Below are 21,041 nucleotides of genomic sequence, written 5' to 3'. Positions count from 1 at the left end.
CGCATCGGCGGCCAGCCCTTCATAGCGGCCGAGCAGATTGCCCGCCGCGTCGATCCGCGCCGACATCCCGGCCTCGCGCATCCAGGTGGCCAGCCGGTCCAGGGTCGCGCCATGGCCCCCGCCCAGATACGGCCGGAACAGCAGCCCCGGCTCGTCCGAATAGGGGGACGCGCCCAGTTCGTCGCACCGCGCAACCGCGCGCGCGCCGGAGGGCGACGTCACCATGCCGCGACCGCCCCGTCGCTGCGCGGGTCCGTCGCCCCTTCGATCAGGCCCGAGGGATGCAGCACCAGCGCGCCCGCATGACCCATGACGGAGGTAAACGGCGGCATGCGTTCCAGCGCATGTCCGGCCTGCTCCATCCGCGCGATCAGGCCCGGGTCGAAGCGGTCCTCGTATTTCAGGGTCACGCTGTCTTCGCCCCATGTGCGGCCCAGCAGCCAGCGCGGGGCCGTCACCGCCTGTTGCAACGGCACGCCGTAGCGGGCGTACCGGCTGAATACCGCCGCCTGGGTCTGGGGCTGCCCCTCGCCCCCCATGGTGCCGTAGACCATGGTCCGTCCATCTTCGAACCGCGCGGCGGCAGGGTTGAGGGTATGGAAAGGCTTGCGCCCCGGACGCAGGGCGTTCCAGCCGTCGTCGGCCAGGCGGAAGCTGGACCCGCGATTCTGCCACATCACGCCCGTACGCGGCAGAACGACGCCCGACCCGTATTCGAAATAGACGCTCTGGATCATGCTGACGGCGATCCCATCGGCATCGACGGCGCCCATCCAGACCGTGTCGCCCGCCTGCGACGGGTGCGGCCAGGGGGCCGCGACCGCCGGGTCGATGGCCTGCGCCATCGCATCGAGGCGCGCGGTGTCGTCAAGGATATCCTGCGCCCCGACCGTCATGAAGGCCGGATCGCCGACATGGGCGTCGCGGTAGCGGAAGGCCTGCTTTGTCGCCTCGACCAGGCCATGGACATGGTCGAACCCATCGACCTGCCCGGCGCGCAGGCGGTCGAACAACGCCAGGATCAGCAGGGAGGCGACACCCTGGGTCGGGGGCGCCATGTTGAATAGGCGCGCGCCCTCGATATCGACATGCAGCGGCGGCCGTGACAGTGCGTGGTGCGCTTTCAGGTCCGCCAGGTCCAGCGGGCTGCCCAGCGCCCGCAGGTCGGCCACCATGTCGTGGGCCAGCGCCCCGCGATAGAACGAGTCGAGCCCATCGGCCGCCAGGCGTCGAAAACTCTGCGCAAGCGCCTGATTATGAAGAATATAGCCTACGTCCGGCAGACGTCCGCCCGGCAGAAATGTGTCGCGGAAGCCGGGAATTTCACCCAATTCGCCGATCTTGGCCCGTGTGAGGTCAGCCCCCCCTTCCGTCAGTGGGACGCCTTGTTCGGCATAATAGATGGCGTCGCGCAGCAGCCGATGCAGCCCCAGGCCGGGCCGCATCGCGTGGCTCCATGACAAGGCGAGGTCCCAGCCCGACACGGTGCCCGCGACCGTGTTGGCCGCCAGCGGGCCGCGCCACGGAATCGAGGAGACCCCGGCCGCCCGATAGAACGCCAGGTCGGCGCGGGCCGCCGCCGCACCGCAGGCATCGATGCTGGCGGTACGGCCATCCGGCCACAGCACCAGCCAGAACCCGTCGCCACCGATGCCCGTCATGTGCGGATAGACCACCGCCAGGGCGGCGGCCGTGGCCACCACTGCCTCGATCGCCGTGCCGCCGTCCTTCAGGACGTCCAGCCCGGCCTGGCTGGCCAGGTGATGCGGGGACGTCACCATCCCGCGCAGGGAACGCGGCGTGTGCAGCATGATGCTACCGCCCCTTCGCCGGCAGCGGGGCCCGGCCGGCCAGGCCCGCGCGTTCCAGTTCGGCGGCGACCGCGAACAGGGCCGCCTCGCGTCCCGGCGCCGCGACCAGTTGCAGGCCCAGCGGCAGCCCCCCTGTCCCCGCCAGCGGCGTGCTGAGGATCGGCACCCCCGCAAGGCTGAGCGGCTGGGTATACAGGCCCAGGTTGGCACGCGCCGACACGTTCTGCCCGTCCACCACGATGGTTGGCTGGTCGATGCGCGGGGCCTCGCCGACCGTCGCGGGGGCGATCAGCACGTCGACATTGCTGAATGCGGCATGGATCTGCGCCCGGAACCACGACCGGAACCGATGGGCCTGGATAACGGTCGTGGCCGGCAGTAGCGCGCCCGCCATCAGGCGATCGCGCGTCGCCGGGTCGTATTGCTGCGCATGCCGCCGCAGGCGCGGCAGATGCAGATTGCCCCCCTCGGCGGCGGTGATCAGGAACGACGCCGCCCTGGCCCGCGCGACCTCGGGCAACTGCACGGTCTCGGCGCCACCCAGATGCGCCGCCACCGCGTCGATGGCGCGGGCCAGCGGTTCGGACACATTGTTGGCGAACCAGCCACCCAGCCGCCCCACCCGCAACGTGCCGACCGACGGAAGATCCGTCATCGCCGCGCCGTACATCGTCTCGTAGACCAGGCGCAGATCTTCCAGCGTCCCAGCGAACGGCCCCACCACATCCAGGCTGGCGGCGAAGGGATAGGCGCCGTCGCGCGGCACGGTGCCGAAGGTGGGCTTCAACCCCCAGACGCCGCAGAGCGACGCCGGCACGCGGATCGATCCGTTGGTGTCCGACCCCAGCGTGAACGGCAGCAGGCCGGCCGCCACCGCCGCCGCCGATCCGCCGGACGATCCGCCGGCTAGCCGGGCCAGGTCGTGCGGGTTGCGTGTGATGCCGTGGTGGGCATTGTCGGTGGCGAAGCCGTAGGCGAATTCGTCCATGTTCAGGCTGGCGACCGGAATGGCCCCCGCGGCCCGCAGGCGCGCGACCACCGTGGCGTCATGCGTCGCCGGGCGCGATTCGCGCAGGACAACCGACCCCGCCGTCGTCACCTCGTCCACGACGTCGAACAGGTCCTTGACCCCGAACGGCACGCCGGCCAGCGGGCCGGGGTCCTCGCCGGCGGCGATCCGCCGGTCGATCTTCTCGGCCTCGGCGACGGCGGGGGGGCCAAAGATCCGGGTCACGCTGTTGATCCGGGTGTCGCGTGCCTCGATGTCGGCGATGACGGCGGTCACCGCGGTCACGGCGGTCGTATGGCCGGCACGGATATCGGCGGCCAGTCTCATGGCGCTGGAAATGTCCGTCATGGGGCCGCTCATGGCTGGTAGTCGAACGCGGGTTCGCACGTGTCGGGCAATGCGAAGCCATTGACGAGGTCGGCATACTGCCGAAGCAGCTCCCGATTGGCGAGTACGCCCGGCAGGCAGGACTCGGGGATCGTCAGTCCGATATCCCGCGCCAGGGCCGTGACAAACGCCCGCGCCGGATCGTCGTGAGTCTCGCTCATGGATATATCCTCATTCCGTTCGGTGCGCGCCGCTGGGTCGGCGCGCACCGAACGGATCATGCATCGGGAGGATCGAGGCTGACCAGTTCCGGTGTCGTGTAATTGAGCAGGCTGTCCAGATGATACGCGCCGTCGGCCACGAACAGGGCGCGCCCCAGCCCACGCGCCAGCCGTTCCACGCCGAAGCGCATGCCGCTGATGGACGCGCCGGACAGGCCCATGCTGGGTGTGGCGCCAAAGGTGAAATTATGGATATTCGCCAGCATCGGCGCCAACGGGTCTGCGGCGTCGCGCGGCAGGAACTGATAGCTGTCGCCCAGATAAGGGTGGGCCGACAGCAGGGCGCTGTCCTCGCCCTCGGGCGGGGTGAAACGGTCCTGCCACAGGGCCACCGAACCGGCGAAGGACGCCGTCTCGGGCCGGCGCCCCAGATCGGTGGCGAAGCCGGTGCCGATGATGACGAAATCGAACCGTTTCTCGCCGTCGGGCGTGCCGACCATGACGTCCCCGCCTTCCATCCGCGCCGCATTCCAGCCGCAGCCGGTGTGGTAGGAGAAAGTGGGATGCCGGCGGCAGCGCCAGAACGTGTCCTGCGGCGGAGGCTGGTTCAGATCGTAGATCTGGCGCATGAACCGCCAGCGCAGGACATCGGGCAGAGACGGGAAATGCGCCAGGAATCCGGTATTTTCCATCCACCGATACGGGTTGACCGACGGGATCACCTTGCGGCGCAGGCATAGTGCGACCGAGGCCGCGCCTGCCTCCAGCGCGGTCGCGGCATTGTCGAAGGCCGACGCCCCGGCGCCCAGGACGCCGATCCGCTTGCCTTTCAGCGCGGCGAAATCAATCGGGTCGGACGTGTGGGCGTAGCGATCGCGCGGCAGGGCATCGCGGATGAAATCGGGAACATGCCACGCCCCGTTGCCGTCGATGCCGGTCGCCAGCACCAGCTTTCGCGCCCACTGGCGGTGTTCTCGGCCCGCCGAATCCCGAAATGTCAGCCGCAGCAGCCCATCGTCCCATTCGACCCGTTCGAACGACCGGTCATTCTCGACCGGCAGGTCCAGCACCGCGCGATACCAGTCCAGATAGGCCTGCCAGTCTTCCCGGGGGATCTTGCCCAGATCCTGCCATGCCTGCGCGCCGTAGCGGGCCTCGTACCACGCGCGCGGCGTCAGGACGGGAATCCCCAGGTCCGGGCCGGTAACGTATTTCGGGGTCCGCAGCGTAATCATCCGGGCGAAGGTGATCCACGGCCCCTCGCCGCCGCGCGGGGCGCGGTCGAAGATGCGGACATTCGTGATGTTGCCGCGCTGCAGGGCGAACGCCGTCGCCAGCCCCCCCTGTCCGGCGCCGATGATCGCGACATCCAGTACGGGCGCGCCATCGCGGGACAGACGGGGCGTCCAGGCATGGCGGGGATAGTTGATGATATCGAGATCGCGGCGGACAGCGGCGTTCAGCGCCGCCAGCTCCCCTTCCACCGAAAGAGTTTCGCTATCGGCGGCCATCGCCACGCCTCCCTGACTGTCGCCCCGAGGTTTTGAAGCGTTTTAAGAAACATGCGCTCCAATACCTTGTTTTTAGAATATTTTAATGCGCTCAGGCCTTCGGCCCAAATCGCAGGCCGATCTGTCCGGACGGCCGGTCCGCGCCCCCCGGCACGGACCGGCTTTCCCACTCGCACCATCCTGACGTCGAAACTATCCGGGTGCGTGGGGTGTTTCGTCCAGTATAATAAAATCATCAATCCGTTGCGAAATCGACAACATCGCGACCCGGCCGGCCGTTATCGCCGGGCAACGGTTTCCAGTTCGTGCAGCGCGTCGCGCACCTCGACGATCAGCATCTCCAGCGCCGGGGGCAGCCATCGCGCGTCGCGGACATAAACGCCAAGGTCCGTGGTGGCGCGCGGGTCGTCCAGCGGAACATGCACCAGCGTCCCGCGTTCGATCTCGAATTCCAGCGCCAGCCGGGACTGGAAGGCCAGGCCGACGCCCCCCGCCACCATCCGGTTGGTCAGTTCGATGGATCCCGTCTCCAGCACCACCTCCAGCCGATCGCGCCAGGGGCGCAGCATCGGGTCCATGACCCGGTGAAGCGACAGGGAGTCGGACGGCAGGATCAGCTTGTAGGCCACGCACTCCTCCACCCCCACGGCGCGGCGCGTCGCCAGCGGGTGATCGGGGCGCATGACGACCCCCACCGGGAAATGGGCGACCGCCACCTGGCGCAATTCGTCCGGCGGTTCCAGGGAGAACGCGATTCCCACGTCGGTCGTGCCCCCGCCGAGCGCCGTGATGATGGCATCGGGCGATCCGGTTTCCGCCCACAACGCGACATCCGGATAGGTTCGGGCCATGCGCGACAGCAGCCGCGACAGCAGGTCGCCCGCGACGCCTTCCACGGCCATCAGGCTGACGCCGCCGCCGCGCAGGCCGCTCAGGGCCGCGATCTGGTCGTCGGTGCGGGCCGCGTCCTGCATGACCGTGACGATATGGCGGGTGACGATTTCACCGACGGCGGTCAGCTTCATCCCGCCCGGGAGGCGGTCGAACAGCGGCGACCCGATCTCGTCCTCCATCTGCGCGATCTGACGTGTCAGCGCCGAGGGGGTGACATTCAACTGCCGCGCAGCCTCGCGGATCGACCCGTTGTCCCGTACCGCGTTGAAATACAGGATGCAGCGCGCATGCAGCCGCATCATCCGCGCCGTCCTGTCCACCTTCATCACGCACCCTCTCCCGGGACAGGACGATCCTGCAACAGGGTCTCGACGATCTCGGCGGCGACCAGCGCGGCGATGATTTCAGGCCGCTTGTCCCGGATGCCACGGTCGCCGACGGGACAGACCAGGGTTGCGATGCGCTCTTCCGGAAGTCCCAGCGCCCGGAACCCCGATTCGAACCGACGGCGCTTGGTCTTCGATCCGATCAACCCGACATAGCGGAAATCGCCACGTTCCAGCGCCGCGCCGACGATCAGCGCGTCCAGGGCGTGGCTGGGGGTCAGCACCAGCACCCCCGCATCAGGCGGGGCGGCGGCGATCGCGCCCTCCCAGTCGGCCGTGATCCGGGCCTCGACCCCGTCGGGAACGACGCCGAACTCTTCACAACGCGGGTCGATCCAGACCAGACGCAGCGGCAACGGCGCCAGCGCGCGCGCCAGCGCGCGGCCGACATGCCCCGCCCCGAACAGCAGCAGCGGCGGCCAGGCAGCGCGCACGGCCGCGATCTCGCGCGTCAGCATGTCGAACAAGGGCGGGTCGGCGCGCTCGATGCGCACGCGCACCGCGCCGCCGCAGCATTGCCCCATGTCCGGCCCCAGAACGATGTCACGCTCCACGGCCGGGCCATCCGTGGCCAGCAGCATCCGGGCGTCGGCCACGCAATCCCATTCCAGCCGTCCGCCGCCGATGGTCCCGGCCTGCGCGCTTGGTGTCACCAGCATGAACGCTCCTTCCTCACGCGGGGTGGACCCCCGCGTGGACAGGATGCGCACGTGCGCCACCGGCTGACCATCGGCCAGCCAGTGGCGCATGGCGGATATGATCTCGTCCATGGCACGGCCGGTCAGGCCACCCCACCGCGCAGCCGGGTGGCGGCGCGCAGGATCGCCTCGGGCGTCGCCGGGGCGTCGAGGCGCGGACAGGTGCGATAGCCGTCGATGCTGGCCAGCGCGTCGGAAATGGCATGCAGCACCGCGACGCCATGAACGAAGGGCGGTTCCCCCACCGCCTTCGACCGGAAGATCGTCTCCTCCTGATTGGGCGCATGGTCCAGCAGGTGCACATTGAAGACGCGCGGCCGGTCGGAACAGGCCGGGATCTTGTAGGTGCTGGGCGCGTGGGTGCGCAGGCGGCCGGCATCGTCCCACACCAGTTCCTCGGTGGTCAGCCAGCCTGCCCCCTGGACGAACGCCCCCTCGACCTGACCGATATCGATCGCCGGGTTCAGCGACTGGCCGGCATCGTGCAGGATATCGACGCGCTCGATGCGCATCTCGCCGGTCAGCAGATCCACCGCGACCTCGGCGCAGGCGGCGCCGTAGGCGAAGTAGAAGAACGGCCGGCCGCGCCCGGTTTCGGCGTTCCACGAGATCTTGGGCGTCTTGTAAAACCCGCTGGACGACATCGACACCCGGGCGAAATAGGCAGCCTTCGTCAGGTCAGGGAACGGCACGACGGTCGCGCCGACATGCACGCCGTTGGGCAGGAAGCGTACCTCGTCCGCCGCCACGCCCCAGTGGTCGGCCGCGAAAGCGACAAGCCGGTCCTTGATCTTGCGCACCGCATCCAGCACCGCCATGCCGTTGAGATCGGCACCGGACGAGGCCGCCGTGGCCGATGTGTTCGGCACCTTGCCGGTCGTCGTCGCGGTGATCCGCACCCGTTCGGCCGGCAGGCCGAATTCGCGCATGGCGATCTGCACCATCTTGGTGTGCAGGCCCTGCCCCATCTCGGTGCCGCCGTGATTCACCTGCACCGACCCGTCGGTATAGACATGCACCAGCGCGCCGGCCTGGTTGTAATGCGTCGCGGTGAAGGAAATGCCGAATTTCACCGGCGTCAGGGCGATGCCGCGCCGGATATGCGGGCTGGCGCCGTTGGCCGCGCGGATCGCAGCCCGCCGTGCGCGATAGCCGCAACGTCGGGCCAGTTCGGCCATGATCGGGGCAGCGATCGAATCCTCGACCGTCATGTGATACGGCGTCAGGTCGCGCGTCCCGGTGCCGTAGACATTGCGCAGCCGGACATCCAGCGGGTCCAGCCCGGTGGCAAAGGCGATTTCCTCGATCACCCGTTCCGCCGCCACGATGCCCTGCGGCCCGCCGAAGCCGCGATAGGCGGTGTTGGACTGGGTATTGGTCTTCAGCGGTTCCGAGCGCAGGCGCACATCGGGATAGTAATAGGCATTGTCGGCGTGGAACAGCGCTCGGTCCGTCACTGGGCCCGACAGGTCCGCCGACCAGCCGCAGCGTGCGGCCAGCACCATGTCCACCGCCAGGATATGGCCGTCATCGTCGAAACCGACATCGTACTCCACGACGAAATCATGCCGCTTGCCGGTCATCATCATGTCGTCGTCGCGGTCCAGCCGGATCTTGGCCGCCCGCCCCGTCAGCTCCGCCGCCAGCGCGGCCAGGCAGGCCGGGGCGTTGGCCTGAGTTTCCTTACCGCCGAATCCGCCGCCCATACGGCGGATTTCCGTCGTCACCAGATTGCTCGGCCGGTCCAGCACATGGGCCACCATATGCTGGGTCTCGGTCGGATGCTGGGTGGACGACCAGACCCGCATTTCGCCTTCCTCGCCCGGCTGGGCCAGGGCAGCCTGCCCTTCCAGGTAGAAATGCTCCTGCCCGCCCATCACGATGCGGCCCGACAGGCGGCGGGGCGACGCCGCCAGCCCGGCTTCGGCATCGCCACGCTGCATGGTCAGCGGCCGCCAGACCATGGCGCTGCCCGCCGCGCGCGCCTGGGCGACATCGAGAATGGCGGGCAGGTCTTCATATTCGATCTGCGCCAGCCGCGCCGCGCGCCGGGCCTGCCCGCGCGTTTCGGCCACCACGGCGAAGATCGGCTGGCCGTAAAACGACACCAGATCGGTCGCCAGCAGGGGTTCGTCGTTCCGGCCCACCGGGCTGACCTGGTTATGGCCGGGGATGTCCGCCGCCACCAGCACCCGGACCACGCCGGGTGCTGCGCGTACCGCATCCAGGTCCATCGACACGATCCGCGCATGGGCCCTGGTGCTCAAACCCGGCACGACATGCAGCAGGCCCTTCGGTTCGGGCATGTCGTCGATATAGGTCGCGCTGCCCGCGACATGCATCGCGGCACTTTCGTGCCGCAGGCTGTGCGACGCCCCGCCGGCGACGACGGTATCCTGGGCTGCCCCCAGCCCGGCGCCCCGGACCCCGGAGACATCGCGGGCAATCGGACGGTCCATGTGCGCGTCGGTGGTCGTCGGATCAGACATGGGCGGCCTCCATCCGGCCGGCCAGCCGGGTTTCGGGGCGCGGGCCATCGGGGGCGGTTTCGGCGAAAAGCCGGGTCAGCAGGTTCGCCGCCACCGTCCGGCGATACCAGTCGCTGGCCCGCATGTCGGAAATGGGCGCGAAATCGGTGGCAATGGCCGCGCGCGCGGCTTCCAGCGCCATCTCGTCCCATACGCGCCCGATCAGGGCCGCCTCGGTCGCGTATGCGCGCTTCGGGATGGCCGCCATGCCGCCGAAGGCGATCCGCGCGGCGGTGATGACCCCATCGGCATCCAGCGTCAGGGCAAAAGCCCCCAGCACCGCCGAGATATCCTGATCGAAGCGTTTCGAAATCTTGTAGGCTCGGAACAGCGTGCCCGCCGCCGGGCGCGGGATGCTTACGCCCTCGACGAATTCGCCCGGCTGGCGGTCCTGCTTGCCATAGGCGATGAAATATGCCTCCAGCGGTAGGGATCGCCGGTCGTCGCCCCGCCGCAGATGCAGCGTCGCCCCCGCCGCGATGAAGACCGGCGGCCCATCGCCGATCGGCGAACCATTGGCGATGTTGCCGCACACCGTTCCGGCATTGCGCACCTGCGTCGAGCCGATGCGCCGCACGACCTCCCCGGCATCAGGCAGCAAATCCGTCAGGGCGGCGCGGGCGTCCTCGTACGTCACGGCGGCGCCGATCCGCAGGCCATCCGGCGTGCGTTCAAGCGTCCGCAGATCGGGCACGCGGCCGATTGATACCACATGTGGCAGGGCGCGCAGCCCCTTGGTCACCCACAGCCCGACATCGGTGGCCCCCGCCACGATCGTCGCGTCCGGATCGGCCAGCAGGACGGCCGCCAGCGCATCCACATCCACCGGGATGGTCAGCCGCCCTGCCGGTCCCGCGATCTCGACCGTCCGGCCATCGCGCAGGGCCGACAGTCGGTTGGCGATCGCAGCCGCCTGCGCGTCGAATAGGTCTGGACCGGCGGTCATGGCCTGTTTCATCGCGCGGACGATCGGGGCATAGCCCGTGCAGCGGCACAGATTGCCCGCCAGCGCGTCATCGATCGGCTGGTCCTCGGCCGTCGCCCCGGGTGCCTTGCGGTAGGCCACCATCGACATGACGAATCCCGGCGTGCAGAACCCGCATTGCGCGCCGTGCAGATCAACCATCGCCTGCTGCACCGGGTGCAGCGTGCCGTCCGGCGCCCGCAGGTCCTCCACCGTGAACATCTGCGCGCCGTCCAGCATCGCCACGAACTGGATGCAGGCGTTCACCGCCCGCCACACCAGGCGTTCGCCCTCCAGCCGCACCACCAGCACCGTGCAGGCGCCGCAATCGCCCTCGTTGCAGCCTTCCTTCGTCCCTGCCCGGCCCTGATGCTCGCGCAGCCAGTCCAGCACCGTCAAAGTCGGCGAAAAGCCGGACAGGGACTGAAGCGTGTCCCCCAGATAGAATTGGATACGGTCGCGCATCGTTCGGTTCCGTCGTTCGTGTTCGGACGTCCTGGCTGCCTTTCCCCCTCAAGGCAGACAACCGGAACTGGGCTTTGGAGCCGCCTCCCCCGAGGCGGCCTCGACCCGTCAGTTAATTCGATAGAACGGATTGGGCAAAAGAAATGTCCTTTCGGCATGGCCGCCGGCCAGGTCCGACGGCTGGTCGCCCATGTTGGCAATGATCGTATAGCCCCGGGCCTCGATCGCCGCCCGGACCGGCGCCTTGTAATCGGCGGCCGACGCCGTGGGCGTGCCGGGTCCGCGCAGATACAGGCCCGCCCATCCCCGATAGCCGGCGTGCGTCAGATTGTCGGCCGTGGCGGCACGTTCGGCCTCGCCCCGGCCGCTGACGAAGAAGACCGCCACGCCATGTCGCTGCGCCGCATTGACCAGAGTCAGGGTCCCCGGCAGCGCGGCGGCTTCGGCCCGGCTCTCCCACGCCAGATATCCGCATGGGCCGGCGGGCAGGCTGTCGCAGGCCCCCGTCCGGAAATAACCGAAATCGTCCGCCTTCATCACCGGCCAGTTCGACAGCGACGTTTCATCGATATCCAGCACCAGGGTCGGACGGGCCACCTGCCCCGCGCGTTCTTCCACCCACCGGCGGGCGGCCTCGGCCACGCGGACAAGGTCCCGATCATACGCCCCACTGTCATGATAGCGCATCGCCGCCGCGCGTGCATCGCCGACATTGACCAGCCCCGGTGACGCCGCGCCGTCCACGGGGGCCGGCAGCGGGCCGCATCCCGCCATCAGGGCGACCAGACAGGCCGCCCCGGCCGCACGCAGCCCCATCTGCACGCGCATCAGATCGCCGATCCGCCCAGGATGGCGTTCCGCTTCGCCTGGGATGCCATGTCCGGGCTGAAACAGGGACGTTCGACATAGCGCCCGGCCCCGCGCGTCACGCGCAGGTCGCCGTCCGACCATACGACCCGCCCGCCGCTGATCGTATGGCGGGCCAGCCCGGTCAGGGTCATGCCTTCATAGACGTTGTAATCCACATTCTGGTGATGGGTCGCCGCCGACACCGTGCGGCTGCCCTCGGGGTCCCACAGCACCAGGTCGGCATCCGCGCCGGGCACGATGGCGCCCTTGCGGGGGTGGATGTTGAAGATTTTCGCGGTGTTCGTGGAGGTGACCGCGACGAATTCCTCCGGCGTCAGGCGTCCGGTGCGGACCCCGTGATGCCACAGCACGCTCATCCTGTCCTCGATGCCCGGGGTGCCGTTGGGGATCTTCGTGAAGTCGGTCCGGCCCTGCTGCTTCTGCCCGGCGCAGAAGCAGCAATGGTCGGTCGCCGTCGTCTGCAACTGCCCGGACGCCAGCCCGGCCCACAGCGCCGCCTGATGATGCTTCGGCCGGAAGGGCGGGCTCATGACATGCTGGGCCGCGCCCAGCCAGTCGGGGTTTGCATACACGCTGTCGTCGATGACCAGATGCTGGGCCAGGACCTCGCCATACACCCGCTGGCCGCGCGCACGCGCCGCCGCGATCGCGGCCGTCGCCTCCTCGGTCGAGACATGGACGATGTAGACCGGCGCGCCTAGCAGACCCGCGATGGCTATCACGCGTTGCGCGGCCTCGCCCTCGACGGCCGGCGGCCGCGACAGCGGATGCGCCTCGGGCCCGGTGACGCCCCGGCGCAGCAGATCCTGCTGCAGATACGCCACGGCATCGCCGTTCTCAGCATGCACGTTGCACAGGGCCCCCAGTTCCAGCGCGCGGCCGATCGAGCGCAGCAGCACCCCATCGTCAACCATCAGCGCGCCCTTGTAGGCCATGAAATGCTTGAAGGAATTGACGCCGCATTCCCGGGTCAGGGTTTCCATATCGGTATGGACCTGATCGTCCCAATGGGTGACGGCCACGTGGAACGAATAATCCGAAACCGCCTTCTCGGCCTTTGCCCGCCAGTCCTTCCAGGCATCCAGCAGCGAAGCCCCCGCCTCGGGTATGACGAAGTCGATGATGGTCGTCGTCCCGCCCGCGACGCCCGCGGCAGTGCCGGTATAAAAATCGTCGCTGGCGACCGACCCCATGAAGGGCATTTCCATATGGGTATGCGGGTCGATGCCGCCCGGCATGACCAGCAGTCCACCGGCATCGACGATGTCACACCCGGCGGGCGCGTCCAGCGCCGGGCCGACTGCGGCGATGCGCCCCGATTCGTCGCAGAGCACATCCGCCCGCAGGGCGCGTTCCGCCGTCACCACCGTGCCACCACGCACCAGAAGCATCCAAATCCTCCATTCGTTGATATCGGGGGCTTGGCGACGCGCGATCGGGCCGCCATCCCTCCCGGAAAAATGCATGCCTGCCGGCAGGATGTCCTGCCGGGGCGATTGTAACCGTTTGCGACTTGCGCGCGGACGGCCAAGTCGGAACGATGCGGACATGAGCAACACCCGCCTCCTTCCGTCCGCGTCCTCGGCCCCAACGCAGGACAAGCCGGCCGGCGCGCCGCGTCGCGCGAGCATGCAGCAGATTTTCCGCGCGGCGGAACATCTCTTTGGCCGGGACGGCTACAAGGGGACCAGCATGGCCGCGATCGCGGCGGCGGCGGGCCTGCCCAAGGCGAACATCCATTATTATTTCGGTACCAAGGAAGATCTGTACCGCGCCGTCCTGGAAAACATCCTGGTCGATTGGCTGGACGACGCCACCCTGTGGATCCGCGAGGACCTGACTCCGCGCGAAGGGCTGGAAGGCTACATCCGCGCCAAGATCGCCTTCTCCCGCGACCGGCCCGATGCATCGCGCATCTTCGCGCACGAAGTCCTGCAGGGCGCGCCACATATCAACCAGTTCCTCGGTACTTCGCTGCGTGTCCATGTCCAGAATTTGGACAAAACCTTCACGGCCTGGCAGCGGGCCGGGCTGATGCGCCCGATTCCCAGCACCCACCTCATGTTCTGCATCTGGTCGATGACGCAAACCTACGCCGACATGAACGCCCAGATCGTCGCGGTCCTGGGCCAACCCGCGATGGAGAAGCAGGATTACGAGGACGCCGCGACGACTATAACGACATTGGTGCTGGGCGGATGTCAAATGCCGTCCGTTTAGGCGTATTGATTATTTATTAATCACAATTTTAGTCATTTTTGTTTGACAGGACCGGATTTCGCTTATTTCTCCATCTAACTTGACCGTTTGGTCAGATTTTATACTACCAAATTGCCGAAAGCAGCCCTAGAATGGCGGCAGTTAGATCGAGCGAGATCCTCATGGACCAGACCCCCGATATCGCGGCCACGCGCCTGCCCGGCGACGTCCTGGCGCGCAATTTTGCCGACGCCCACCCGCCCCTGACCGCCAATCAGGCGATCATCGAGGCCGAGCGCTGCTATTTCTGTCACGACGCCCCGTGCATCGAGGCCTGTCCGACCGGGATCGACATCCCGTCCTTCATCCACAAGATCGCGTCGGGCAATCTGCGCGGTTCGGCCCGGACGATCCTGGAATCCAACATCCTGGGCGGCTCGTGCGCCCGCGTCTGCCCGACCGAAATCCTGTGCGAAGGGAAATGCGTCCGCAACACGCAGGACGCCCGACCCATCCAGATCGGCGCGCTGCAACGCCATGCCACGGACTGGCAGATGGCCCATGGCGGGCAACCCTTCGCACGGGCGGCCGCGACGGGCCGACGCGTCGCCGTGGTCGGCGCGGGCCCCGCCGGGCTGGCCTGCGCCCATCGCCTGGCGATGCATGGGCATGATGTCGATGTCTATGACGCGCGCCCCAAGGCGGGCGGCCTGAACGAGTACGGTGTGGCGGCATACAAGCTGGCCGACGATTTCGCCCAGCGCGAAATCGATTTCCTGCTGGAGATCGGCGGCATCGTCCTGCATCCCGACCACTGTCTGGGGCGGGATATCACGGTGCCTTCGCTGCGCGAGGATCATGACGCCGTGGTGCTGACGCTGGGTCACGCGGGGGTCCGCTCGCCGGGCCTGGCAGGCCAGGATCTGGCCGGCGTGGTCAGCGCCGTCGATTTCATCGCGACATTGCGCGCCTCGCCGACCAAGGCCGATGTTCCCGTCGGGCGGCGGGTGGTGGTCATCGGCGGCGGCAATACCGCGGTCGACGCCGCCGTCCAGGCCCGGCGCCTGGGCGCGGACGAGGTGACCATGGTCTATCGGCGCGGCGCGGACCACATGTCCGCCACCACCGTCGAACAGGAATGGGCGCAGACCAACGGGGTGACCATCCGCCATTGGGCGGCACCCACCGATATTCGGGGCGCCGACGGGTCCGTCACCGGGGTCGCGTTCACCCAGGGCGCCCCAGGCGCGGATGGCCGGCCGGTCTATGACGGCCTGTCCTTCACAGTGGCGGCGGACATGGTGCTGCTGGCCGTCGGGCAGGTCTTCGTCGCCGACCCGCTGGAGGGTTCGGGAGTCAGCTTGGCCGGGGGCCGGATCCTCGTGGACGGCGCCGGCCGGACCACGGTCCCCGGCGTCTATGCCGGCGGCGACTGTACGCCGGGGCCTGACCTGACGGTGTCGGCGGTCCGCGACGGCCGCGACATCGCCGAACAGATCCATGCCGACCTGATGTCCCATCCCCCCCTCCAGAAGGCGTGACCCCATGGCCGACCTGCGCACGACCCTTGCCGGCATCCGCTCGCCCAACCCGTTCTGGCTGGCGTCCGCCCCGCCGACCGACAAGGAATACAACGTCCGCCGGGCCTTCGAGGCCGGCTGGGGCGGAGTGGTATGGAAAACGCTGGGTGAAGACCCCCCGGTCGTGAACGTCAGCAGCCGCTACGGCGCCGTCAACTACAACGGCACCCGGATGGCCGGGCTGAACAATATCGAACTGATTTCCGACCGGCCGCTGGCCACCAACCTGGCGGAAATCCGCTCGGTCAAGCGCGACTATCCCGACCGCGCCGTCGTCGTCAGCCTGATGGTCCCCTGCCAGGAGGAAAGCTGGAAGGCCATCCTGCCGTTGGTCGAGGATACGGGCGCGGACGGGATCGAGCTGAATTTCGGATGTCCGCACGGCATGTCCGAACGCAACATGGGCTCGGCCGTCGGCCAGGTCCCTGAATATGTCGAGATGGTCACGCGGTGGTGCAAGCAGTACACCCGCATGCCGGTGATCGTGAAGCTGACCCCCAACATCACCAACATCCTGGTTCCCGCCCGCGCGGCGCGCCGGGGTGGCGCGGATGCGGTGTCGCTGATCAATACCATCCAGTCAATCGTCGGCGTCGACCTCGACGCCATGGCGCCCATGCCGGTGGTTGGCGGCCTGGGCACGCATGGGGGCTATTGCGGGCCGGCGGTCAAGCCGATCGCCCTGCGCATGCTGGGCGACGTCGCCCGCGACCCCGAAATGGCCGGCCTGCCGATTTCGGGCATCGGCGGCATCTCGTCCTGGCGGGACGCGGCGGAATTCCTGGCGATGGGCGCCACGGGCCTGCAGGTCTGCACCGCCGCCATGCATTACGGCTTCAAGATCGTCGAGGACATGATCGACGGGCTGTCGAACTGGATGGACGAAAAGGGCTATGCCTCGCTCGACGCGCTGCGGGGGCAGGCGCTGCCGCGCTACGTTCACTGGAACCAGCTCAACCTGAAATTCAAGACGATCGCCAGGATCGACCAGGATGCCTGCATCAAATGCGGCCTGTGCCACATCGCGTGCGAGGATACGTCCCACCAGGCCATTGCCAAGATCCGGGCGGGCGACGAACGTCGTTACGAGGTCATCGACGAGGAATGCGTCGGCTGCAACCTATGCGCCCATGTCTGCCCGGTCGACGATTGCATTACCATGACGCCGCAGCCGGTGGACGGTATGCAGACCTGGACCGAGCATCCCAACAACCCGATGCGTGGTCAGTTGACGAATGCCGGCTGACCCGGCGGTCATGGACAAAAATACGACCAGCAGGAGCGACGACAGGGCGATGAGCAATACGGGCGCGAATGGAACAGGTGGCCAAGGGGCCGGCGGCAACGTCACCGTGGACGGGGCGGCGTTGTGGAACGACATTCTGGAAACCGCGCGTTTCGGCGGCACGCCCAAGGGCGGGATCCGGCGCCTGACCCTGACGGAGGAAGACCGGCTGGTCCGCGACTGGTTCATTGCGGCGTGCCAGGCCGTGGGCTGCACCGTCACCTACGATTCCATGGGCAACCAGTTCGCCCGCCGGCCGGGCACCGATGACAGCCTGCCGCCGATCACGATGGGCAGCCATCTGGACACCCAGCCCACCGGCGGCAAGTTCGACGGCATCATCGGCGTCCTGGGCGGCCTGGCCGTCCTGCGCGCCCTGCACGCCACCGGGCATGACACCCGGCACCCCATCGAACTGATCAACTGGACCAATGAGGAAGGCGCCCGCTTCGCCCCGGCGATGCTGTCCTCGGGCGTCTTCGCCGGCGTGTTCACCGAGCAGGAGGCCCTGGACAAGACCGACCGCGCGGGAATCCGCTTCGAGGACGCGCTGGTCGGCATCGGATATCGCGGGACCGAGCCCTGCGGGCAGCATCCGGTCGCGGCCTATTTCGAACTGCACATCGAACAGGGACCCATCCTGGAGGCCGAAAACAAGACCATCGGCGTCGTCACCGGCGTCCAGGGCATGCGCTGGTACGAGGTCACGCTGACCGGCCGCGATTCCCATGCCGGCAGTACGCCGATGACGATGCGCGCCGATGCCCTGCTGGCCACCGCCCGGATGATCGAGGCCGTGAACGAAGTCGCCCTTGCCCACGGCCCCGACGCGGTCGGCACCGTCGGGCTGATCGAAAACCGGCCCAACAGCCGCAACGTCGTTCCGGGCGAGGTCTTCTTCACCATCGACCTGCGCGACCCCGACGATGCGGTGGTCGAGCGGATGGAGGCTACCTTCCGCGACCGTGCGGAGGCCATCGCCACCGAATGCGGCGTGCAGATGATCCTGGAGCGGGTGTGGGATTCTCCCGCCGTGCATTTCGACCCGGCCTGCATCGACGCCGTTCGCCGCACTGCGGGTTCGTTCGGCTATCCCGCGCGCGATATCGTGTCCGGCGCCGGGCATGACGCGGCCTACATGGCGCGGATCACCCCCACGACCATGATCTTCGTCCCCTGCGCCGGGGGGCTGAGCCACAACGAGGCCGAAAGCGCCGAATCCGCTGACGTCGCCGCCGGCGCCAACGTCCTGCTGCGCGCCGTGCTGGATGCCGACGCGCGCCTCGACGCCTGAGCGCGGGCTTCGAAGAATCATCTGTCCACGGCTGCGCACATGTTCCATCTTCGTCACGGTTCCGGAACCGTGACAGGATGGTCTGTGCCGGGCGAACCCACATTGATCCATGGGATGGAGTGCGCGATGTCGCAGAGCAACCACGACGCGTTCTGGATGCCATTCACGGCCAATCGTCAGTTCCGCAAGACCCCGCGCATGCTGGTTTCGGCCGAGGGGATGTACTACACGTCCGAGGACGGGCGGAAGGTTCTGGACGGCTGCGCCGGCCTGTGGTGCGTCAACGCCGGCCATGCCCGCCCCCGCATTACCGAGGCGGTGCAGAAGACGATCGCGACGCTGGATTTCGCGCCGACCTTCCAGATGGGTCATCCGCTGAGCTTCGAGGCCGCCGACCGCATCGCCGCCCTGGCGCCGGGCGACCTGAACCACGTCTTCTTCTGCAATTCGGGCTCCGAAGCTGCCGATACCGCGCTGAAGATCGCCATTGCCTATCATCGCGTCCGCGGCGATGCCGCGCGCACGCGCCTGATCGGGCGCGAGCGCGGCTATCACGGCGTGGGTTTCGGCGGTATTTCCGTCGGCGGCATTTCCGGCAACCGGAAGCTGTACGGATCGCTGCTGACGGGGGTGGACCATCTGCCGCACACGCTGGACATGGAGCGCAACGCCTTTACCAAGGGGTTGCCGGCCTATGGGGCGGAACTGGCGGACAATCTGGAACGGATCGTCGCCCTGCACGACCCGTCGACGATCGCCGCCGTGATGGTCGAGCCCATGGCGGGATCGACCGGCGTTCTGCCGCCGCCCGTCGGCTATCTGAAGCGCCTGCGCGAGATCTGCGACAAATACGGCATCCTGCTGATCTTCGATGAGGTCATCACCGGCTTCGGGCGCCTGGGCGGCCCCCCCTTCGCGGCCGAGAAATTCGGCGTGCTGCCCGATATCCTGACCTGCGCCAAGGGCGTGACCAACGGCACCATTCCGATGGGCGCCGCGATCGCGCGCGAACATGTCCATGCCGCCTTCATGAACGGACCCGAGACCGGGATCGAACTGCCGCACGGCTATACCTATTCCGGCCATCCGGTGGCCTGCGCCGCGTCCATCGCCACCCTGGACACCTACGCCGAGGAAAATCTGTTCGAGCGCGCGGGCGACATCGCCCCGTATTTCGAGGAGGCCGTGCATGCCCTGTGCGGCCTGCCGCATGTCATCGACATTCGCAACATCGGTCTGGTCGCGGGGATCGAGCTGGAATCGCGCCCCGGCGCGGTGGGTGCGCGCGCGTATGAGGTCTTCGACCGGGCGTTCCGCCAGGGCGTCCTCGTCCGCTACACCGGCGACGTGATTGCGGTGTCGCCGCCCCTGATCATCGAGAAATCGCAGATCGACCAGTTGTTCGGCACCCTGTCGGACATCATCCGCGCGGTCGAATGACCGCGCGGGCCAGTGCCCATTCCCAATACCCGTCCCTGGCCGCCCCGCCCTTGACCGAGGCCCCGACATGACAGCAGCGCCCGTAACCGCCGACACATCCCCCGATCTGCCGCCCGGCTGCGATGCCGCCCTGTACAACGCCGACCTCGCACCTGTTCCCGTCGCACAGCGGGACTGGAGTTGGGTCAACATGGCGACGGTCTGGATGGGCATGGTCCACAATATCGTGGTCTATGAAGCCGCGTCGGGATTGATGGCCCTGGGGTTCTCGGCCTGGGAATGCCTGGAAATTGTCGCGGTCGCCTACGCCGTCCTGTTCGTCGCCATGTGGTTCAATGCCCGCGCGGGCACGAAGTACGGCGTTCCGTTCTGCGTCCTGATCCGTTCGGCGTTCGGCCCCTACGGCGCACAGATCCCGGTCGTGCTGCGGGGGTTCTGCGCGGTGTTCTGGTTTTCGGTGCAGGCCTATGCCGCGGCACAGGCCGTGGATGCCGTGATGTCGACGCTCAGCGGCGCCTGGGCGGGCATGACGACGTCGTTCCTGGGCATGCAGGCCCGAACCTGGCTGGCGATGGCCATCGTCTGGGCCCTGCATGCCTGGATCGTCAGCCACGGGGTGCACCGCATCCGCAATTTCGAACTGGTGGCGGGCCCGCTGGTCATCTTCGTGGGGCTGCTGGCCACGATGTGGGGCCTGCATGTCGGCCATGGGCTGGGCCCGCTGTTCGCCCAGCCGTCGCGCCTGCACGGGATGGCCTTCTGGTCCACCTTCGCAATGGGCGTCACCGGGATGATCGGGCTGTGGGCGACGTTCGCCGTCAATATTCCCGACCTGTCGCGCTTCGTGAAGTCGGAACGCGACCAGGTGATCGGGCAGGCCATCGGTTTGCCGGTCACGGCGCTGGTGTTCACCCCGATGGGGATCATCACTACGTCGGCCACCATCATCCTGTTCGGACATCCGATCTGGAATCCGGTCGATCTGCTGCTGGCGCTGAACTACCCCGTAGTCACGGTCCTGGGTGGGGCGACGCTGGTGCTGGCGACGCTGTCGGTCAATGTCGTGGCCAACATCATGCCGGCGTCGTACGACCTGGTGAACCTGATGCCGCGCCGGCTGGATTTCCACCGCGCGGCACGGCTGGTGCTGGTACTGGGCGTCTTCTTCATGCCCTGGCTGTGGTTCAACCAGGCGGAAAGCATCTATCGCGTCCTCGACCTGATCGGCGGCATGCTCGGCCCGGTGACCGGCATCATGCTGGCCGATTTCTACATCGTGCGGAAACAGACCCTGGACGTCGGGGCGCTCTATCGCCTCGATGGACGCTATGCCGGCCGGAAAGGCTGGAATCCCCCGGCCCTGGTCGCGTTTGCCGCAGGCGGCGGCGTGGCCTCCATCGGCCATATCGTGCCGGGGCTGGAGGAGCTGAATGCCGTCTCCTGGTTCATCGGCGTGGCAATCGGTGGCGGCGTGTACCTGGCCCTGTCCCGCCGGCAGAGCCAGGACATGTGGGATGGAACCGAAGACGCGTCGCCCCTGTCGAACGCCGCGTCATGAA

The 21,041-nt window shown here is 67.9% G+C and carries 16 protein-coding genes and 1 pseudogene; 6 read left to right on the top strand and 11 right to left on the bottom strand.

The window, feature by feature from the left end:
- The 11 genes and pseudogenes from HLH34_RS07625 to hydA all read right to left on the bottom strand — a co-directional run.
- A pseudogene (locus HLH34_RS07625) lies at positions 1-225 on the bottom strand (Zn-dependent hydrolase); the annotation flags it as partial.
- Complete coding sequence (locus HLH34_RS07620; protein WP_183118985.1) at positions 219-1,811, bottom strand: gamma-glutamyltransferase family protein; 1,593 nt, start codon at positions 1,809-1,811, stop codon at positions 219-221. The pseudogene HLH34_RS07625 and the gene HLH34_RS07620, both read right to left, overlap by 7 nt.
- 4 nt (positions 1,812-1,815) lie before the next feature.
- Complete coding sequence (locus tag HLH34_RS07615) at positions 1,816-3,168, bottom strand: AtzE family amidohydrolase (RefSeq protein WP_183118984.1); 1,353 nt, start codon at positions 3,166-3,168, stop codon at positions 1,816-1,818.
- Positions 3,169-3,176: 8 nt separating this feature from the next.
- Positions 3,177-3,368, bottom strand: a complete 192-nt coding sequence (locus HLH34_RS07610) for a DUF4089 domain-containing protein (protein WP_183118983.1) — start codon at positions 3,366-3,368, stop codon at positions 3,177-3,179.
- Between the two features lie 56 nt (positions 3,369-3,424).
- Positions 3,425-4,879, bottom strand: a complete 1,455-nt coding sequence (locus HLH34_RS07605; RefSeq protein WP_183118982.1) for a SidA/IucD/PvdA family monooxygenase — start codon at positions 4,877-4,879, stop codon at positions 3,425-3,427.
- Positions 4,880-5,157: 278 nt separating this feature from the next.
- The gene (locus HLH34_RS07600; protein WP_183118981.1) at positions 5,158-6,099 is read right to left on the bottom strand and encodes a LysR family transcriptional regulator; all 942 of its coding nucleotides are present in this window, start codon (positions 6,097-6,099) and stop codon (positions 5,158-5,160) included.
- A complete protein-coding gene (xdhC, locus tag HLH34_RS07595) occupies positions 6,099-6,929 on the bottom strand; it encodes a xanthine dehydrogenase accessory protein XdhC (RefSeq protein ID WP_183118980.1) in 831 nt (276 codons plus the stop codon). Before xdhC ends, HLH34_RS07600 begins: the two co-directional genes overlap by 1 nt.
- An 11-nt stretch (positions 6,930-6,940) precedes the next feature.
- Positions 6,941-9,316, bottom strand: a complete 2,376-nt coding sequence (gene xdhB, locus HLH34_RS07590) for a xanthine dehydrogenase molybdopterin binding subunit (protein WP_373318683.1) — start codon at positions 9,314-9,316, stop codon at positions 6,941-6,943.
- A gap of 22 nt (positions 9,317-9,338) precedes the next feature.
- Complete coding sequence (xdhA, locus tag HLH34_RS07585) at positions 9,339-10,814, bottom strand: xanthine dehydrogenase small subunit (protein ID WP_183118979.1); 1,476 nt, start codon at positions 10,812-10,814, stop codon at positions 9,339-9,341.
- Between the two features lie 108 nt (positions 10,815-10,922).
- Entirely contained in the window at positions 10,923-11,642 is a 720-nt protein-coding gene (locus HLH34_RS07580; protein ID WP_240161963.1) for an HAD family acid phosphatase, read from the bottom strand.
- Positions 11,642-13,075, bottom strand: coding sequence for a dihydropyrimidinase (gene hydA / locus HLH34_RS07575; RefSeq protein ID WP_183118978.1), 1,434 nt, complete (start codon positions 13,073-13,075; stop codon positions 11,642-11,644). The genes HLH34_RS07580 and hydA overlap by 1 nt, the downstream gene beginning before the upstream one ends.
- 157 nt (positions 13,076-13,232) lie before the next feature.
- Between hydA and HLH34_RS07570 the strand changes: the two genes are divergently transcribed.
- The 6 genes from HLH34_RS07570 (at position 13,233) to HLH34_RS07545 (ending at position 21,040) form a co-directional block, all read left to right on the top strand.
- Entirely contained in the window at positions 13,233-13,904 is a 672-nt protein-coding gene (locus HLH34_RS07570) for a TetR/AcrR family transcriptional regulator (RefSeq protein WP_183118977.1), read from the top strand.
- A 161-nt stretch (positions 13,905-14,065) separates the two neighbouring features.
- On the top strand, positions 14,066-15,424 hold the full coding sequence (locus HLH34_RS07565) for an NAD(P)-dependent oxidoreductase (RefSeq protein ID WP_183118976.1): 1,359 nt from the start codon (positions 14,066-14,068) through the stop codon (positions 15,422-15,424).
- Between the two features lie 4 nt (positions 15,425-15,428).
- A complete protein-coding gene (gene preA, locus HLH34_RS07560) occupies positions 15,429-16,709 on the top strand; it encodes an NAD-dependent dihydropyrimidine dehydrogenase subunit PreA (protein WP_183118975.1) in 1,281 nt (426 codons plus the stop codon).
- Between the two features lie 49 nt (positions 16,710-16,758).
- Entirely contained in the window at positions 16,759-18,042 is a 1,284-nt protein-coding gene (locus tag HLH34_RS07555) for a Zn-dependent hydrolase (protein ID WP_183118974.1), read from the top strand.
- 126 nt (positions 18,043-18,168) lie between these two features.
- On the top strand, positions 18,169-19,482 hold the full coding sequence (locus HLH34_RS07550) for an aspartate aminotransferase family protein (RefSeq protein WP_183118973.1): 1,314 nt from the start codon (positions 18,169-18,171) through the stop codon (positions 19,480-19,482).
- 67 nt (positions 19,483-19,549) lie between these two features.
- Entirely contained in the window at positions 19,550-21,040 is a 1,491-nt protein-coding gene (locus tag HLH34_RS07545) for an NCS1 family nucleobase:cation symporter-1 (RefSeq protein ID WP_183118972.1), read from the top strand.
- Position 21,041 lies beyond the last annotated feature (1 nt).

It is taken from the genome of Gluconacetobacter azotocaptans, from assembly GCF_014174355.1.
Lineage (GTDB): Bacteria > Pseudomonadota > Alphaproteobacteria > Acetobacterales > Acetobacteraceae > Gluconacetobacter > Gluconacetobacter azotocaptans.
This window is presented reverse-complemented; position numbering and strand designations above follow the sequence as displayed.

What these genes read in the sequence shown, in the direction of transcription:
- HLH34_RS07620 (WP_183118985.1), bottom strand. Translation starts at nt 1,811, where the DNA reads ATGCTGCACACGCCGCGTTCCCTGCGCGGGATGGTGACGTCCCCGCAT.
- HLH34_RS07615 (WP_183118984.1), bottom strand. Translation starts at nt 3,168, where the DNA reads ATGACGGACATTTCCAGCGCCATGAGACTGGCCGCCGATATCCGTGCC.
- HLH34_RS07610 (WP_183118983.1), bottom strand. Translation starts at nt 3,368, where the DNA reads ATGAGCGAGACTCACGACGATCCGGCGCGGGCGTTTGTCACGGCCCTG.
- HLH34_RS07605 (WP_183118982.1), bottom strand. Translation starts at nt 4,879, where the DNA reads ATGGCCGCCGATAGCGAAACTCTTTCGGTGGAAGGGGAGCTGGCGGCG.
- HLH34_RS07600 (WP_183118981.1), bottom strand. Translation starts at nt 6,099, where the DNA reads ATGAAGGTGGACAGGACGGCGCGGATGATGCGGCTGCATGCGCGCTGC.
- xdhC (WP_183118980.1), bottom strand. Translation starts at nt 6,929, where the DNA reads ATGGACGAGATCATATCCGCCATGCGCCACTGGCTGGCCGATGGTCAG.
- xdhB (WP_373318683.1), bottom strand. Translation starts at nt 9,316, where the DNA reads ATGGACCGTCCGATTGCCCGCGATGTCTCCGGGGTCCGGGGCGCCGGG.
- xdhA (WP_183118979.1), bottom strand. Translation starts at nt 10,814, where the DNA reads ATGCGCGACCGTATCCAATTCTATCTGGGGGACACGCTTCAGTCCCTG.
- HLH34_RS07580 (WP_240161963.1), bottom strand. Translation starts at nt 11,642, where the DNA reads ATGCGCGTGCAGATGGGGCTGCGTGCGGCCGGGGCGGCCTGTCTGGTC.
- hydA (WP_183118978.1), bottom strand. Translation starts at nt 13,075, where the DNA reads ATGCTTCTGGTGCGTGGTGGCACGGTGGTGACGGCGGAACGCGCCCTG.
- HLH34_RS07570 (WP_183118977.1), top strand. Translation starts at nt 13,233, where the DNA reads ATGAGCAACACCCGCCTCCTTCCGTCCGCGTCCTCGGCCCCAACGCAG.
- HLH34_RS07565 (WP_183118976.1), top strand. Translation starts at nt 14,066, where the DNA reads ATGGACCAGACCCCCGATATCGCGGCCACGCGCCTGCCCGGCGACGTC.
- preA (WP_183118975.1), top strand. Translation starts at nt 15,429, where the DNA reads ATGGCCGACCTGCGCACGACCCTTGCCGGCATCCGCTCGCCCAACCCG.
- HLH34_RS07555 (WP_183118974.1), top strand. Translation starts at nt 16,759, where the DNA reads ATGAGCAATACGGGCGCGAATGGAACAGGTGGCCAAGGGGCCGGCGGC.
- HLH34_RS07550 (WP_183118973.1), top strand. Translation starts at nt 18,169, where the DNA reads ATGTCGCAGAGCAACCACGACGCGTTCTGGATGCCATTCACGGCCAAT.
- HLH34_RS07545 (WP_183118972.1), top strand. Translation starts at nt 19,550, where the DNA reads ATGACAGCAGCGCCCGTAACCGCCGACACATCCCCCGATCTGCCGCCC.